The organism is Photorhabdus sp. RM96S (assembly GCF_042879335.1).
GTDB lineage: Bacteria > Pseudomonadota > Gammaproteobacteria > Enterobacterales > Enterobacteriaceae > Photorhabdus > Photorhabdus kayaii.
In genome coordinates this window covers 49,863-69,543 of sequence record NZ_JBHFKT010000012.1, presented here as the reverse complement: position 1 = coordinate 69,543, position 19,681 = coordinate 49,863, and the positions used below count along the sequence as shown (strand labels likewise).

2 protein-coding genes are annotated in these 19,681 nt (G+C 45.9%); both read right to left on the bottom strand.

The window, feature by feature from the left end; translation table 11 throughout:
* Positions 1–9,825 (bottom strand): amino acid adenylation domain-containing protein, encoded by a 9,825-nt coding sequence (locus ACGF49_RS09430; RefSeq protein WP_387490691.1) that lies wholly within the window; start codon positions 9,823–9,825, stop codon positions 1–3.
* Positions 9,822–19,664 carry an amino acid adenylation domain-containing protein gene (locus tag ACGF49_RS09425; RefSeq protein WP_387490688.1) on the bottom strand — a complete coding sequence of 3,281 codons (9,843 nt, stop codon included), beginning with the start codon at positions 19,662–19,664 and terminating at the stop codon, positions 9,822–9,824. Before ACGF49_RS09425 ends, ACGF49_RS09430 begins: the two co-directional genes overlap by 4 nt.
* Positions 19,665–19,681: the final 17 nt, after the last annotated feature.

The following is a 19,681-nucleotide window of genomic DNA, read 5'->3' as shown; positions in this document are numbered from 1 at the left end:
TCACCACTCGGTTACCTCATATTCTTCCACTACAGCCCCAATTGACTTGTTACGTTGAATAACCATTTCTTTTTCAAGCCAATCACATAACTGTTCTAATCTTGATCTCTCAAACACGATCGCAATCGGTACGCCAACGGAAAATGCCTGTTCAATGCGAGAAATTAGCTTCATAGCTAATAAGGAATGACCACCTAAATCAAAAAAGCTGTCGGCCATGCTTACCCTGTCTTGCTGCAACAACCCCTGCCAAATTTTCGCAACGCTTTGTTCCAGTTCAGTCACTGGCGCGATGTATCTGGCTTTTACAAAGTTATCTGCTCCAGGTTGTGGAAGGCGGCTGCGATCCACTTTGCCATTGGTATTCAGCGGAAAAGCCGCCATCTGCACATACGCAGATGGCAACATGTAATCAGGTAAGCTAGCCGATAAATAGGTTTTAATTTCGGATAAATCCAATGGGTTAGCCGCGATAAAATAAGCGATAAGCTGCTTATCACCGGCTTCTGTATCAATAGCAATGACTACGGTTCCGGTTATTCCATCGAACTTACTCAATTGGGCTTCGATATCACCGAGTTCAATTCTGAACCCACGGATCTTGACCAGATGGTCGTTGCGGCCAAAGTAGTTGATTTCACCGTTTTGATGAAAGCTGGCTAAGTCCCCGGTTCGATACACTCGTTTCCCAAAAACCCAATCGCAATCAAGATAACGCTCTGCGGTAAGCTGGGGCTGCTGATAATAGCCTCTTGATAAACAGTCCCCTGCCAAATACAGTTCGCCGATGGCGCCCATCGGGACAGGCTGCAAATACTCATCCAAAATATAACCAGCCACGTTAGGCAATGATCGGCCAATCGTCGGCAAATCAGGCCATGAAGCAGGTTCTCCCTGTAATGTCTTAGACGTTACGACATGAGTCTCTGCCGGGCCATAGTGGTTCACTAACGTACAGTGACGATGTGTCGTGAAAAATTGTCTGATGGCCGCCGTGATTTTGAGCCTTTCAGCGCTCGAAACAATCACCTTTAATTCAGGGAACTGTAGCCCATTGACACCGCTATATTCAGCCAAATTCTGCAATACCACATAAGGTAAGTTCAGAACTTGAAGTTGCGCCTGCTGGATTTGCTTCGCGAGCAGCCTAATATCCAACTGAGTCGATTTATCAATAAGCTGTACTGATCCCCCGGACAACAGCGGCATGAATATGTCTTCAAAACTGAGATCAAAACCGATTGATGAGAATTGTAACCAACGGTTCGGCCCCGCAAGCGCGGGTTCAAGCTGGCTAATACCTTGTAATAAATTGCTCAGCGCCCGCTGTGGCATTTCAATCGCCTTAGGCTTACCCGTTGAACCTGAGGTATAGAGCACATAACCGAGGTCATCCAAAGAGGATTCGATAGCCAAATTACTGATTGGCTGTTTGTCCAGTATCTCTGCTGTGCAAGGGTCATCCAATAACACCATTTTCTGGCGTTTTACCGCAATCCTATCATTCAAGGCGCACGTCGTGACTAAGATCTCGTCAGACAGATCACTAAGAATGATGTTTAAGCGTTCTGTCGGTAATGAGGTATCCAGTGGCACATAACCGGCGCCCGTTTTTAAGATGGCGATAACAGTGATGACCATCTCGAAGGAGCGTTCAATAAACATCACGACGGGAGTATTCACTTTCGCCCCCCGGTTCAGGAGAGACTGCGCGAGTTGATTGGTTCGTTGATTTAACTCACAGTACGTCATCGTCTCGCCATTAAAATTCAACGCAATCTCATCGGGAGTCGCCTTAACTTGGGCTTCGAATCTATCAATCAGAGTGAGTGAGTTGTCATACGGTAATACCGTTTGATTTAACGAATGCAGCAGGAACGCTCGTTCCTCAGCATCAAGGATGTCGAGTGACAGTGCGGCAACCTGTTCCTGACTTTGTAAAGCAGCAACAAGTTGCCTGCTAGCATTGATGAGATACACCACCAAGCGTTCAGCATCAAATCGACTGTCAATTTGGGCTGCAACAGAAAAATCATCACCAAAATCGTCAATGGATAGGGTAATCGGGTAATTGGTACGTTCTTTTACATTAACTAACTCAATGCCGGTTTTTTGCCAAAGCTGGTTAAGCTCACTTGTCTCGCCACTCACTTCGGAGTGACGGTAATTCAAGATACTGTCGAATAAACGGCTAGAACCGGCCAATTTGCTACACTGTTCAGCAATCGCAGTCGGTACTTGCTCGAATTGTAGCAAGCTAACCAGTTTCTGTTGCATTTCCTGCATTAACTGATCAACGCTCAACTGACTCAAATCAACACGCAGCGGCAAGGTATTGACGAATAAACCAACGACTCGCTCAACATGATCAACCCCTTGCAAGCGACCAGATAATACAGTACCGAATATGACATCTTTAGTGCCGCTGGTTTTTGCCAGAACCAATGCCCATGCCATGTGAAAAATAAGCGCTGGGCTTATCCGCCAGGCAGAAGAAGACCGACGAATCTGTGCGGATAAATCCGCAGGCAAGCCAACTTGGATTTCAGTGAATAAGTTATTGTCAACCATTCCACTTGTGATCCCAAAGGGTGCCGTGATTTCATCAACCCCAGCCAACTGCTCGGTAAAAAACTGCCGCGCCGCTTTCGTGTCGGTTTGGCTGATAGCGTTTAGGACAAACTCCCGATAACTCAACGCTGCCGGCAGTGATTTTTCATCACCTGCCAAGATAGCCAGCAACTCTTCTTGAATAATCTCCAATGACACATGATCACTTATCAGGTGATGCTCCTGCACCATGACATAGCGCTGTTTTTGCTGGCGGTCGATAAACCGGGTTACTCTGACCAACGGTGCCTGAGTAACATCCATCCATTGTTGTGATGGTTCCATAAACTGCGCTAACTGCTGCTGGATATCAACATCATCCCTCAAATCGATGTCAACCACCGGCAATGGTGCCTCTTTGTAGATAACCTGCACCGGTTCATCAATGCCTTTCCAAAAAATTCCGGTTCGCAGCGCATCATGCCGCTGTACTATTTTATCCAATGCGCCAATAAAGCTTTCCATCGCGGTGTTTGACGGAAATGAATACAGCATCGGCGTCACATAAAGGTCAGATTGCTCACACATCATGTGATGGAACAAGATCCCTTCCTGTAATGGCGCCAAAGGATAAATGCCAACAATATTTTGCTCACCTCCCGGCGACTGAGATGCGATCAAGGCCCGCTCAGTTTCTGACAGGGAAACCCTACTTTCCAGTGCTTCATGGGCTGTTAACAGCGGTGATTCCTGCTCAATTGCCTGTAGTTGTTTCGCCATATCCCGCAATTTCGGGTATTCAAATAAGGCTCGAATATCCAATCGATAACCCTGCTTTTTAAGATGGGATAGCATCTTCATGCTCAACAACGAGTGTCCACCCAACTCAAAGAAGTTGGCAACAGCACTGACTTGCACCAATCCAAACAGTGTTCGCCAAATTTCAGCTAGCAGTGTCTCCTGTTCAGTGGCCGGCGCGATATATTCAATTTCTCCCTGAGCAACAAAATCTGGTTTAGGGAGCGCTTTACGATCCACTTTACGGTTGGCGGTAAGCGGTATTTCCTCTAGCACCACAAAAGCGGCGGGGACCATATAGCTCGGTAATTGCTGACTTAATAGGTGTCGGATCTCAGCAATTTTCTGCTGACCATCAAGGGTGATATAGGCCGCCAGATACTTGTGAGCCGGTTCATCCTCCCGAGCAATGACAACCGCATCGCGAATTGTCGGCAAGCTGCGCAACCTTGTTTCTATCTCCCCTAACTCAATACGGAATCCACGGATCTTAACCTGATGGTCATCACGCCCATAATATTGAATATCCCCGGCCAGTGAGTAACGTCCCAAGTCGCCGGTTCGATAGAGCTTTGGATAGCGGCTTGTAAAAGGATTATCCATAAATCGTTCACGGGTTAATTGCTCTTTGTTGATATAGCCCCGCGCAACGCCGTCACCCGCGACACAAATTTCCCCAACAGCGCCAAAAGGCACAAGCTGTTGGTTTTTGTCCAACAAGAAGATGGCCGTATTTTGAATTGGCCGCCCAATACTGAGGGTGTCTCCCTGAAAATCGTAGGCAATGCAAGTATTGACCGTGTATTCCGTTGGCCCATAGGCATTGACTAAACGGGGTAAATGCCCCGGTCGCCGGTACCATGCAACCACTTTATCCGGCTTAATCTGCTCGCCTCCGACACTGATTTGGCGAATATGCTCAGGGACCAATACCGTCTCTTCACTGACTACTTCGTGCCAGAACGTGGTTGGCAAATTCACCGCGCTGATCTGGTATTCCCGGCATCTTTGCCAGAAAGTGGCGACATCCATCAACCAATCTTCGCCACGTAAGACTAAAGTACTGCCATTACCAAGGGCGCCAAATATCTCTTCGATAGACATATCAAAACTGAGGGCGGCAAATTGCAGTACCCGATCCTGCTTTGAATAAAGATAGGCATCCGCAAGCCCCACCACCAGATTCACCAATGCCTGATGTTCAATCATCACACCTTTCGGCATGCCCGTAGAACCTGAGGTATAGAGAACATAGGCCAAGTGGGTAGAACACAAACTTAATTCAGTGGCGGGAATATTATCGGTTGAAAGCCCGGCAAACGAGGTTGTCGTCACATCAATGCTAAATGGACTGTTTTCAGGCAATAATTTCTGGTTATGGCTGTTGGTTATCACCATCAAAGGCTGTGCATCATCAATAATATAAGCAAGCCTTTCTTGCGGATAGGCAGGATCGAGCGGTAAATAAGCACTACCCGATTTCAAGATGGCAAGTACCGACACAATCATCTCAATACTTCGCTCAATACATATCGCAATCATTGAATCCGGTTTGGCGCCCTGAACAACCAAATAATGTGCCAACTGATTGGCTCTGGCATTAAGTTGTGCATAAGTCAACTGTTGTTCACCAAAGACCAACGCAATGGCATCCGGCGTTTGTTCAGCAAACGCTTCTATCCGCTCATGGATACATTGGCTACGGTCATACTCCACTGCTGTCTGGTTCAAACGATGCAGCAGGTAATCCTGCTCTTCCGGTGGCAACAGATCCAAATTGCCAAGCTTTTCGGATGGAGAAGCCACTATGCTCATCAACAAGGTCGTAAAACGTACCACCAGCCGCTTTATTGTCTCTTCTGCAAACAAATCCGTGTTGTACTCGAAATTAAAAGTCAGACCTTCCTCTGTCTGGCTAGCATCCAGTGTCAACTCATACATCGCATTGCGGGTCTGCTCCGGCCTCGGACACAAACTGACCTCTTCCAATTGCAGCGCCACACTGTCATTCGTATTCATAGAAAACATGATTTGGAACAACGGTGAATAACTGGTGCTACGTTCCGGCTGCAACCGCTCCACTAATAACTCAAACGGGACATTTTGATGCCGCTGGGCAGACAGGTTTATCTCCCGGACCGATCTCAGGTAATCGATAAACGATCGCTCCAGCTCACATTCGCTGCGCAATACCAGCGTATTGATAAAACAGCCTATCAACGGCGTTAATGATGTCTGCAAACGGTTAGCTATCGGGGTTCCCACCACAATATCTCGTTGCCCGCTGTGACGACCGAGCAGTACCGTAAACGCCGCGTGCAACACCATAAAAAGAGTGCACCCTTGTGTCAGCGCCAGTTGCTGCAACCCTTTGCTAACCTCATTGTCCAGACTAAATTCATAACTGCGGCCATGACTGGTTTGGTTGGCTGGTCGCGCGTAATCCAGAGGCATTCCGTGTACCGGGGGTAAATCCGACAACTGTTGCTGCCAATATTCTAACCCTGCCGCTAACTGAGATTCTCCTTCTGCACTGTGTTGCCAGACCGCATAATCGGCATACTGTATCTCCAGCGCCGGTAACGGGTTAGTTCGGCCTTGACGATAAGCCCGGTACAAACTCGTAAATTCCTTAACCAATACCCCCATTGACCAGCCATCAGAAGCGATATGATGCATGTTAAATAACAGCACACCTTGCTCCATCGAGGTGATGATGTAGTGACAACGCACCATCACATCCTGTGCCAAATCAAATCGGTAGGTCATTTCATGCTGAATGGCCTGTTCAATCCGTGCGTCTTGCTCAGCTTTGCCTATATCACTGATATCCGATTGAGCTATCCCAAACGACCACTCCGGCTTGATAATCTGCCAGGTTCCATTTTCATCGCTGTGGTAAACAGTACGCAGCACTTCGTGCCGATCTATGATGGTTTGCAGAGCCCGATTCGCGGCCGCCAGTTCAAATTGACCGCTTACCGTATAGGTTGACACCATGTTGTAGGCGGTGCTATCACCGCCAAACTGCTCAATAAACCAGATCCGCTGTTGAGCATAAGATTGCGGTAATAAATTTGTCTTGCGTTCAATAATAGGAATCGTCAGATAACGCTTATCCGACGCTGCATAAGGCACTCTTTCTGCAAGTAAAGCCACTGTTGCAGCCTCAAAGATATCTCTTACCTGTAAATGGCATTGACACTGCTCATTAACCTTTGTGATCACCTTAGTCGCAATTAATGAGTGGCCTCCAGCCATAAAAAAGTTGTCATCCCGGCCTATTTGCTCAATACCGAGCATTTCGCACCAAATAGCTGCCAGTGCTTCTTCTGTCTCGCCGATAGGTGGCGTACTGGCTTTAATCGCGATATCACTGTCTTGCGGTGCCGGAAGCGCTTTGCGATCAATCTTGTTATTTAACGTCAGTGGCAATGTTTCGAGCTGAATAATTGCCCTAGGCAACATATAGGCTGGCAATTTCTGTTCAAGATGTTGACGTAGCGCATCAATATCAATTTGTTGCTCGGCGACCACATAACCCACGAGATACTGTTGTGTTTGCTGATCGTTTAGCGCAACCACAACAGAACGGGTTATTTGTGGAAACAGGTTAATAACCTGTTCAATTTCGCCAAGTTCAATTCGATGGCCCCGTAATTTCACTTGGTAATCATTTCTGCCCAGATAGACAAGTGAACCCTCGGTAGTGTAACGGGCAAGATCACCCGTTTTATAAACCTTAGCGGTTAAACCGTCAGAGAATGTCAGGTTAATGAATCGCTCAGCAGTCAGATCTGCTCGTTTAAAATAGCCTTCAGCAAGCCCATCACCGCCGATGTATAACTCTCCCACCGCCCCAAAAGGCACCGGCTTTAATTGTTCATCAAGTAAATAAATCGTGGTGTTGTTTAACGGTAACCCGATAGTAACAAGTTGCTGCTCAAGCCGTTGTGCGTCCAGTTTCTCAATGGTTGACCAAACCGTGGTTTCCGTCGGTCCGTACATATTCCAGAGCGCGTTGCCTTTGCTCAATAATGCCGTTGCTGTCGCTAATGGCAAAGCCTCGCCACCACTGATCATTTTTAACGACGAGCGCCCCTGCCAGCCCGATTCAAGCAACATATTCCACGTTGTTGGCGTGGCTTGTAACAACGAAATGTTATGTTGTTCGAGTAGCGCAATCAGCCTGGCGGGATCAGTCACATCCTGCTGCGCCGCCACTACACAAGCGGCACCAGACAGCCAAGGCAGATAGAGCTCTAACACTGCAATATCAAAGGAAATCGTCGTGATGGCTAAAATATTGTCCTGTGCCACACACTGCAAGTTATCTTGCATTGAGATCAAGAAGTTATTAACCGCAGAGTGGCTGACCATAACACCTTTGGGCTTGCCCGTAGAACCCGAGGTGTAAATCACGTAGGCCAGAGCAGATGCGGCTAAACTGATCGACTGTTTAGGAATATTTGTGGTGGGTGATTGGCTAAGATCAAGGTGATCCAGTAAGCAGGTGAGTTCCGCAAAACCGACTAATCGAGGTGCACATTCGCGGTTGCTTATAATACATTGTGGCTCCGCATCGCTCAGCATATACCGCACTCTGTCGGCAGGAAAGCTGGGATCAACCGGAACATACGCAGCGCCTGCTTTCATCACTGCCAATAGTGCGGTAACCATGTCGATGCCTCTGTGCAACAACACCGCAACTCGTCCACCCGTTGAAACGCCCTGAGCTCTTAATTGATGCGCTAACTGATTAGCGCGAGCATTGAGTTGAGCATAAGTCAACTGTTGGTTGCCAAAGATCAGCGCAATGGCATCCGGCGTTCGTTCAGCAAATGCTTCTATCCGCTCATGAATGCATTGGCTACGGTCATACTCTGCTGCGGTCTGGTTCAAATTGTGCAGCAGATAATCCTGCTCTTCCGGCGGCAACAGCGCCAAATCACCAAGCTTTTCGGTCGGAGAGGCCACTATGCCCATCAGCAAAGTCGTAAAACGCGCCGCCAGCCGCTTTATTGTCTCCTCTGCAAACAAATCCGTGTTGTACTCGAAACTAAAAGTCAGACCTTCCTCTGTTTGCTGGGCCTCTAACGTCAATTCATACATCGCATTGCGGGTCTGTTCTGGCCGCGGCTGCAAACTTACCCCTTCCAGTTGCAATGCCACACGGTCATTCGTATTCATAGAAAACATGATTTGGAATAACGGTGAATAACTGGTGCTGCGTTCCGGCTGCAATCGCTCCACTAATAACTCAAATGGGACATTTTGATGCCGCTGGGCAGTCAGGTTTATCTCCCGGACCGAGCCTAGGTAATCGATGAATGATTGTTCGAGATCACACTCGCTGCGCAACACCAGCGTATTCATAAAGCAGCCTATCAACGGCGTTAATGATATCTGCAAACGGTTAGCTACTGGGGTTCCTACCACAATATCCCGTTGCCCGCCGTGGCGACCGAGCAGTACCGTAAACGCCGCATGCAATACCATAAAAAGAGTGCAACCCTGCGCCAGCGCCAGTTGCTGCAACCCTCTGCTAACCGCGTTGTTCAGGCTAAATTCATAACTGCCGCCATGACTGGTTTGATGGGTTGGTCGCGCGTAATCCAGAGGCATCCCGTGTACTGGGGGTAAATCCGACAACTGTTGCTGCCAATATGCTAACCCTGCCGCTAACTGAGCTTCTCTCTCCGGGCTGCGCTGCCAGACCGCATAATCGGCATACTGAATCTCCAGCGCCGGTAACGGGTTAAACGGGTTAGCCCGACCTTGGCGATAAGCCTGATACAAGCTCACAAACTCTTTAACCAATATCCCCATCGACCAACCATCGGAAGCAATATGATGCATGTTAAATAACAGTACGCCCTGCTTCATCGAAGTGCTGATATAGCGACAACGCACCATCACATCCTGAGCCAAATCAAATCGGTAGGTCATTTCATCCTGAATGGCCTGCTCAACCCACGCCTCTTGCCCGGCTTCGCCTATATCATGGATATCTGATTGGGCTATCTCGAATGACCACTCCGGCTTGATAACCTGCCAGGTTCCATTTTCATCGCTGTGGTAAACAGTACGCAGCACTTCGTGTCGATCTATGATGGTTTGCAAGGCCAGATTCGCCGCCGCCAATTCAAATTCACCACTTACCGTATAGGCTGACACCATGTTGTAGGCGGTACTCCCACCGCCAAACTGCTCGATAAACCAGATCCGTTGCTGTGAAGAACTTAGTGGCAACTCTTGGGTTCGAAGAGCCGGTTCAATCACCATTTCATTACCAGGGATATCCACTCTGCCTTTATCGAGAAAATCAATCAGCTCAGCTTTGTGTGCTTTAATCCTGGCTTTTAGTTCATCAGGGAAGTCAGCCCCTTTTAGCTTAAACCCTAACTTACCCTCTTTACTGAATAGCAATACACCCTGCTCATAAGCATCTTTAACTAATTTAAACATGTCCATCATAACCACCCCTCTTCACCTGCCGTTTCAAGCTCACTTTGGATTTGTCCTTGTAATTGCTGGTTGCAGATTAATTCTGCAAGCTCATGCAAGAGAGGTGTCTGGAAAACCTGCATAGCACCAAGCTCAATGACAAATGCAGCATTGATTTCCGTGACTAATTTGATTGCCAATAATGAGTGACCGCCTAGTTCAAAAAAGTTATCGTTACGCGATATTTGTTTGACATTCAGTACCCTTTGCCAAATTGCCGCCAAAGAGATTTCCGTTTCACCAACCGGTTCAATAAAATTATCGCTTTTATCATGCTCTGTATTGAGTTCAGGCAGCCTCTTACGGTCAATCTTGCCATTAGGCGTCAACGGCCATTCTTCAACCACCACCATGACTGACGGTATCATGTAGTCTGGCAAGGATTTGGCTAATGCAGATTTGATACCCTGAATAAACTGAGTTTGAGCCTGCTGCCATTCCTCTGCACGCTCCCTCTCATTCGTCAGCTTATCCGATACCTGTTTGATATAGGCAACCAGTTGTTTGTCGCCTGTCAAAGTTGTCTTGACCAGCACCAGAGACGAGTTCACTCCGGCCTGCTGATTGAGTTGATACTCAATCTCACCCAACTCTATTCTGAAACCACGGATTTTCACCTGATCATCAATACGACCAACGAACTCCAAATTACCGTCTGACAGGTAGCGCACCAAATCGCCGGTTCTATACAAACGCTCACTACTATTGATATTGGTCAGATCATGCAATGGGTTGGCAACGAAGCGTTCCTTCGTGAGTTCAGGACGATTGAGATAACCACGGGCTAAGCCCGCGCCGCCGATATAAAGCTCCCCCGTAGAGCCGTAAGGCACAAGTTGCTGCTCTTTATCCAAAATATAAGCCTGACTATTGCTAATAATCCTGCCAATAGCCGGTGTGGTGTGCACGGGAGAATCCAATTTCGCCCAAGTAGAATATGTCGTATCCTCTGACGGTCCATATAAGTTATAAACTGTTACACCTTGATTTTTCTCATATATTGCATTGACCAAATTTGCAGATAACGCCTCGCCGGCCAAATTAATAACCCGAGTCCCCTTCGGTATCGCATTTTGTTCAACCAGAGAGTTCATTGCCGAAGGTACTGTATTTATCAGAGTCACCTTGCGGTCAATGCCTTGATGTAGAACCAGAATGTCCTCAACAATACACGCCCGTGTACCCGAGACTAAAGGTAAAAACAGTTCAAATATTGATAAATCAAAGTTCAGAGACGTTGACATGAGAACACAAGCAATGTCCTCCTTGGTATATTGCGAACAAGCCCAACTGAGCATGGCAATTGTATTACTATGCTCAATCATCACCCCTTTAGGTTTACCCGTTGATCCTGAGGTGTAAATTACATAGGCCAGATGACCGGCAGTCAACGCCAATGAATGCTTATCCAGATTAGTGGTAGGGTAGTGGCGGTATGCCGTGCTGATTTGACCATTCGCACAGCCAAGGTTATCTAATATCACCCGATGACCATTGAAGCCTGATAGTACCTGCTCCAGATGTGATTGGATCAGCACCACCTCAAGCTGAGCATCTTCCAACATGTAACCCAAACGTTCCTGAGGATATCTTGGGTCCAGCGGCACATAAGCTCCCCCCGCCTTGAGGATCGCCAAAATGCCAATTACCATCTCCAGTGAACGCGCCACGCATAAACCGACTAGCGTATCCGGTTCAATAGCGTGGTGTTCCAACAGATAGTGCGCCAACTGGTTGGATTTTTCATTGAGCTGCCTGTAAGTCAATTGGCGATCACCGCACTCCAGCGCAATGTTATCGGGGTTTTCTTCGGCCTGTTGTTCAAACAGCTCATGGATACATTGGTTCTTTGGATATTCTACATAAGTATCATTGAGAGTATGCCGCAGGTACTCGATCTCCACATTTGACAGCATCGGCAAACTGGCAAGCGAAACCCGTGTATCGTCATCGGCCTTCGTCGCTTCGGCCAGCCCTACCAGTAAACGTGACAGGTGATCATTGAGCTGCTCAATATGTTCATGACTGAACACGCTGGTGTCATAGACCCAGTGCAAATGCAATCTATGTTCACTAATACTCAAGTCAATATTGAGATCAAACTTGGTTTGGATATGGTTCGGAGCTATTGAATTCAGCTTCATTCCCGGCAGGCTGAAAGTCACCTCGCCAACGTCACTAGTCAGTCCATAATCTGTATCGGTCGTCAACATGATTTGGAACAATGGCGTATATGCTGTACTCCTTGTTACTTGTAACTGTTCAACCAGTTGTTCAAACGGCACGTCTTGATTGGCCTGAGCATCCAGATGCACCTGTTTGACATGAGAAAGGTAATCACTAAGCATCGCGTGCCGAGTATCCACGCGTAATATCAAGGTGTTGACAAAGAAGCCAATCAGCGTTTCCAGCTCTGCCTGCAAACGGTTCGCCACCGGCGTACCTATCACAATGTCATGGCTGTTGCTGTGACGAGATAGTAATAATGCCAATGCAGCATGGAACAGCATGAACGGAGTCAGTTGATGCTGTCTGGCCAAACTGACAAGTGCTTGCGTCGTCTCCTCCAGCAATGAGCCTGTCACCACGGCACCTTGATGTTGTCTCACCTTCGGCCTCGGCCTGTCCAGCGGTAAACCGTGTACGGGTGGTATCTCATCCAACTGCCGCTTCCAATAGCTGATCTGCGACGCTAAATACTCACTTTGCAACCTGTCACGTTGCCAAACTGCAAAATCAGCATATTGAATATCAAGTTCCTTTATGTCGACATTATTCCCATTGCGTAAAGCATCATAATAAGCAATAAACTCATGGGTAAGAATATCTTCAGACCAGCCGTCAGACGCAATATGATGAGCATTAAATAGCAATACGCCATTATTGACTTGACGTTGAATAAAGGTGGCTCGAATCATTAAATCACGGCTTAGATCAAAAATTTGTTTAGCGTCTTTTTCCATTAATTCAGCTACATGCTGACTTTGTTGCTCCTTAGGCATACAGGTTAAATCAATATAATTAAGCGTCAGATTTCTCCCAGATAAAATTTTCTGGAACGGTTTGCCATCTTTCTTAATGTAGACCGTACGTAATATTTCATGACGCTCGATGATTTGATTAAGTGCGAGTTCAGCTACGCCAACATCAAATTCGCCCTCAACAGCAAATGCAATCGGCATATTGTATTCCGCACTACTTTGATCAATTTGGCTAAGAATCCACAAGCGTTCTTGCGCAAATGACAGAGGCAGTAACTCACCAGTTCGTGGCTGTTTGGGAATCGAATCCACTGTCGTCACCGCCCGCTGTTCAAGCATAACCGCAAGCTCGGCAAGCGTTGGATGATCAAAAATAGCTTTAACGGCAATTTCCCGTCCAAGTTCTGCACGTATTTTTGAAATGACCCGAATAACCAATAAAGAGTGGCCGCCGAGGTAGAAAAAATTGTCGTTTCGACTGACCCGGTTAACATTGAGTACTGATTGCCAAATACCGGCTAATGCTCGCTCGATCTTGTTGGCAGGTTCAACCCACTCAACGTGATGATTCACTAAACAAGGCTTCGGCAATGCATGGCGATTAATTTTATCCGCCGCATTCAATGGCATCTTATCCAGAATCTCATAGTAGCCGGGGATCATATAATCCGGTAAGTGATGGCTTAATCCCTGCTTAATGTTATTAATAATCTGCTCAACCTGAGCAACATTTGCAGTTAATACGAGATAAGCAACCAGGCAATTTTCACCCGTTCTGTCTTTATGAACGAGTACCGCAGCTTCCGCCACTTGGGGTAACTTCACCAAAGCCGACTCAACTTCCCCCAGTTCAACACGAAAACCGCGAACTTTTACTTGATTATCAATACGCCCGATGAGTTCGAGATTGCCATTGGCGTTCCAATAACCTAAATCGCCGGTGCGATAAAGCCGGGCCCCATGCCCGTTCATGGTGTGGAAGGGATTATCTTTAAAACTTTCTGCCGTTTTTTCAGGTTTATTCCAATAACCTTTGCCCACACCAACACCGGACACACATAATTCGCCAATAACATGAGTCGGCAGAATTTGCATATGTTGATCCAGAACATACATGGTCAGGTTTGGCAACGGCTTGCCTATAGGAATATTTTTAACCCGCTCTTCTAGCGGTTTGTTAATAATAAAATAGGTAATATCGTCCGATGCTTCGCTAGGCCCGTAACCATTCATCACCGGAATCTCAGGGTAATATTGCAACCAGCGATTAACCAAAGGCACAGGACAAGGTTCAGCAATAATCATTAACCATTTCAGATCCGGCAACGGCGTTGCTGCCTCACCCTGACTAAGCAAGTGTTCTAACAATATTTTCAACACGGACGGAGCGGTTTGAATCAGATGAATTTGTTCGTCTTGCAACACACGAACATATTCAGGCAAATCCATCGCATCAGGCAGAATGACTGTTTTGCCCCCACTTAACAAAGACGCCAGAAATTGCCACACAGATACATCGGAAGAAGAAGCTGCACTTTGTAGAAAGTTACGTGATAACAGTTGGTTATCACTCCCCATAAAACCGAGAACATCAAATTCAGCATCAATATGATTCAAAGCCCCGGCATGGTGCACCAACGCACCTTTAGGTTTGCCAGTAGAACCGGAAGTATAAATCATATAAGCCAGATCATCAGGATAACACTCGATCTCCGGGTGAGTATTTGGGTAATGATCCAATGAGGGCCAGTCAACATCCAACCAAAAACGTTTCTGACCATTGAAGGTTAACCCATTTAAATGGCTTTGCGTTAAAACCACATTAACCCCAGAGTCAGCCAACATATACGACAAACGCTCAGGAGGATTAGTGGGGTCCAAAGGAACGTAAGCAGCGCCGGCTTTCATAATGCCAAGCATGGCAATGACAAACTCAATGGAACGTTCTGCATAGATAGCAACAATATGATTGCGTACCACGCCTTGTGCTATCAAGTAGTGAGCTAGCTGATTAGCACGCTGATTAAGTTCAGCATAAGTGATGCGATTTGTATTACATACAGCCGCAATGGCCGCCGGTGTTTTTACTACCTGATGTTCAAAGCGTTGATGAATCGCCACTGTTTTATCATAAGCAACGACAGGACTATTAAATTCATTAATAATCCGCTGCTGTTCGCGAATAGGCGTTATGGATAATGTCAACAATGGTGTTTGCGGAGCTTGACCAAGTGCATGAATAATCGCTTCCAATGCTGTTCTTATATACGTCAGAACATTATTCGCCCCGACTTGTGACTCAACATGAACTTGTATTATGAAATCATCATCGAGTTGCTCAACACCCATTTCTAACGGATAGTTGGTATACTCTTTAGTGTCTATCATTTCAAAATGATGGCTTTGGTTGGCAACAGCTAATTCGCTTTTATGACTGAAATTCAACAAACTGGTAAACAAGGGCGTGCCACCCGGCAAAGCGCTGTAACGCAACGCCTCGGAAAGCGGAAAATGCTCATAGTCAGCTAATTCAATGAGCTCATCATGAATCTGCTTTAATGCTTCGCTTACCGACAAATCCGCCAAATTGATGCGTATAGGCAACAAATTGATCAACATGCCCAGAATACGATCACTACCACGAATAGCTTGCTGTCGTCCTGACATCATGGAGCCAAAAACAACATCGGATTTACCGCTGCATTTGGCAACCACCAACGCCCAAGCCAAATAAAAAATATTCGCAGCGCTGATACGGTGTTGAATAGACAGGCCAATAATCTGTTGCGCTAAACGCGGACCGACCAATTCTCTGACAGTCTCTATTTTCAATCCGTCGTTATAAACATCTAATAACCCGAAAGGCGCGGTGGTTTCAGCAACATCAGACAGTTTAGCTTTAAAGTAATCAACACCGCTATTGGATTGATTAGCGCTTAACGAATAAGCAACAAACTCACGATATTGAACCGGGGTGGGCAATAATACATTTGGATCTTCAAGCAAAGCGTGCATTTCTGCAATTTGCAATAAGACAGAAATATGATCACTTAATAAATGATGTTGCTTTAATAGTAGAAAACACGCATCGGTCTTCGTATCTTTGGCCGCAATCGCTTGCATCATAGGCGCACGATCCAGCTTCATATGGTGGTGTTCAATAGCAGATAATTCCGCCAACGTTTCCAATGCTGAGAAACCTGGAGCAACAGCTTGCCATTGTAAAGGAACAGCAGCGGTTCGATGAACAACCTGAACTGGCGTGGTTAAATCATGCCAATGAATAGAGGTGCGGAAAATATCATGACGCGCCACTATCTTATCAAGCGTATGTAGAAATGCGGTCAGCTTTTGCTCATTAGTAAACTTTATCAGAATGGGAATGATATAAGTATCATGCTGTTCATTCATTCGATGGTGAAAGAAAATGCCTTCCTGCAACGGCGATAATGGGTAAATATCTTGTATGTTACTGGCGCCGCCCTCAACTTGTTGGCAAATAACTGCGATCTCTTTTTCATTCAAAATCACCATATCCAACATATCAGGCGTAATATGTTCAACATGCTCTGCAAGCTTGTTAACCGCCACCTCTTGGTGGGTTAACGTTTCCTCATCCTTACGGACACAAGATAAATGTAATGCCAGTTCTGCCAGCGTGTTAGTTCGGTAAATCGTGCGCATAGGCAGTTCATAACCACGTTGAGCCAACTCTGCTCGCATTGACATAATTAATAAAGAGTGACCGCCCAGAGCAAAAAAGTTGTCATGGCGACTGACTTTATTTAAAGCTAATAGCGACTGCCACAGTTGTGCTAATACCCGCTCAGCTTCGCCTTCAGGGGCAACAAATTCCTGCTGACTATAATCTTGTTTTTGTGGTAGCGGCAATTGCTTAAAGTCTAATTTGCCGTTTTGTGTCAGGGGTAATTTTTCTAACTGCACAACGGCAACAGGCAACATGTAATCAGCCAGTTTGTTCTTCATCGCCAGACGAATGGCATTAATATTGATGGTTCCTTCAGCAACAACGTAAGCAATTAATTGCAGTCGATCATCAGAGCCAAGCTGTCGAGGATAAACAACCGCTTCATGAATGCCGGGATAATCCATTAATTGATTGCTGATTTCTTCCGGTTCAATACGAAAACCGTTTATTTTTACTTGGTTATCATTGCGCCCAATAAATTCTAAATTACCATCGGGTAACTGACGTACGATATCTCCCGTGCGGTAAAGTCGCCCCGAACCAAAAGGATTAGCCACAAAATACTTCGCGCTATCTTGTTCACGGTTAAGATAGCCACGTGTTACACCTGTTCCACCAATATATAATTCCCCCTGAAACCCTAAGGGGACACTTTTTAAATTCGTATCTAATATATAAAGCTGAGTGCCATAATTAGCTTTACCAATGGGGATCATCGCCGTGACCTCAGCCAAGGATGTCATGCAGTAAGCAGACGCGGTTACGGTTGTTTCGGTCGGGCCGTATGTGTTGATAAGTTCGATAGCAGGACCACGCTCGAACCATTCGCGAGCACTAACCGATTTAACCATTTCGCCGCCTAAGATCACTAAACGTAGTGACGAATCAATAGGTTGACGACTGTAATTCACCAGTTGATGCCAAAAAGCGGTAGGTAAACTGGTCACCGAAATTTCATGATGTCGGCAAAATGCCCAAAATGCATCAAAATCGTAATGAATATCATCAGCTCGTAACACCAGAGTGCTGCCGTTACATAAGGAGCCGAAACATTCTTCCACGGAAATATCGAAGCTGACCGAAGAAAACTGCAAAAACTTATCATGTTCAGTCAGTCTATAAAACTCTGTAATGTGTGCAATAAAATGACTCAACTGTTTATGTTCAACCATCACCCCTTTGGGCTGCCCCGTTGTGCCGGAGGTATAAATCACATAAGCCAGATGTTCCAACTGTAAGCCAATATTGCTTGCAGATATGTTTGCCACAGAACGCAAAGCCAAATGTTCATTAAGCTGAGCATCATCCAGCAATAGTGTTGTGATCTCGCATGCTGCGAATCGATACGCAATGGAAGACACTGTTATGCAAACAACAGGTTCAGCATCGGTCAGCATAAACTGCAAACGAGCATCGGGATAATCAGGGTCCATAGGTACATAAGCAGCTCCGGCTTTCAGCGTCGCCAACATCGCCACGACCATCTCGCTCGAACGCGGCAAGCAAATAGCAACACGGCTATCAGGCCGAACCCCCTGCTCAATTAAATAGTTAGCTAACTGATTGGCTTTATCGTTCAATGCGGCGTAAGACATTTGTCGTTCGCCATCCACGATAGCAATGGCATCAGGATGCCGTTTTGCATATTGCTCAATTTGCTCATGCACTAATGTGATGGTCGGACAGACAGGTTTTTCTCTTGGCACAGCCGATTGACTAAGATGCCATAACGCCTGTTCAACGTCTTTACTCACCAGATCAAGTGAAGTTAATAACGCTTCAGGCTGTGCAACCATTTGTTCAACCAAAGTCATAATGCTTTGCAATAAATGTTCAGCCTGATGTGACGAGAAATAATCATGACGATAATCTAGTTGAAGCTGAGTGCTTTGCTTGTCACCGTAATCACATAATATAATGGTGAGAGGAATATCTTCACGTCCATGGCTAAGGTAATGAGTCTCCGTATCCAAGCCACTAGCACTGAAATCAAAATCAATCTGTTGATAGTTAAAAACAATATCAAAAAGACGTTCACGACCTTGAGCACGTAAAGACAAATCCTTATATAAGGCACTCGAAGGATAAGAGCGATAACGGTAGCCACTTTTTATAGTACGTGCTGTCATTGCCACTGATTCAGCCACCGACATCTGCTCATTTTGCACGCACATTACCGGTAGCATCGATATAAACGAACCAACCATATTGCGTTGAGCTGATGTAGTACGATTATGTAAAGGCGTCCCGATAAGGACCCCATCACTTTGGTTGATACGGTTTACTAGAGAAGCAATAGCTGTAATAAAAAGTGGCGATATGGGTAAATTGCACTGACTCGCCTTGGTTAAAAATGACTGATATCTATCAGGTTTGATAAAGTGTACAAGCCTGCTGTTTTTTCTTGAATCAGCAGTTCCAAAGCCTTCTTTCCTACATTGGAAAGGCACATCCGGCAAGTGATGAAGCAACTCTTTCCAGTATTTAGCTGCTTTGGCGAGTTGCTGACTATAATTCTCCGGTAACGGTTGTGCCGCAAGATCGAGAAACCGTACTCCCGTGTTTTCTTTAGGCGTATTTCCCAGTTCCAATTGCTGGTAGGCGTCGAAAATACTTCGAAACCAGTTAGCATAACCGACACCATCAATGATGATATGGTGAGAAATAAAGTATAGCCAGAAACGATTTGCAGCCAACTGAATTAAGCCGACTCGATAAAGCACATCCTGTGCTAATCTAAATGGCTCAGAGAATATCCGTTCAACAATAGCCAAAGCTTTAGATTCCGCCTCTTCTTCACCCGAAAGATCTAAATGAGACAGTTCAAAGTGATGGTCTTGAACAATATGAGCAAACTCAACTGTACCTTTTAGCGCATCCGAATCAACATGATGCGGCATTGAGTACTTATCAACTATTAAGCATCGAAGTACAGCGTGTTCTTGGATAGTGTGTTTTATGGCGCATTCGAGATTCTTTATATTAATAGACTGTTTAATCTCAACATAACCACCTATATTGAACGCTGAGGTATCCTCTCTATTTATATGATCAAGATAAATTTCCTTTTGCTGTTGATTTAGTGGAATAACAAGCTGTTCAACTTTATCTAGAAACATACTATAATCCCTTTGAA

What these genes read in the sequence shown, in the direction of transcription:
- ACGF49_RS09430 (WP_387490691.1), bottom strand. Translation starts at nt 9,825, where the DNA reads ATGATGGACATGTTTAAATTAGTTAAAGATGCTTATGAGCAGGGTGTA.
- ACGF49_RS09425 (WP_387490688.1), bottom strand. Translation starts at nt 19,664, where the DNA reads ATGTTTCTAGATAAAGTTGAACAGCTTGTTATTCCACTAAATCAACAG.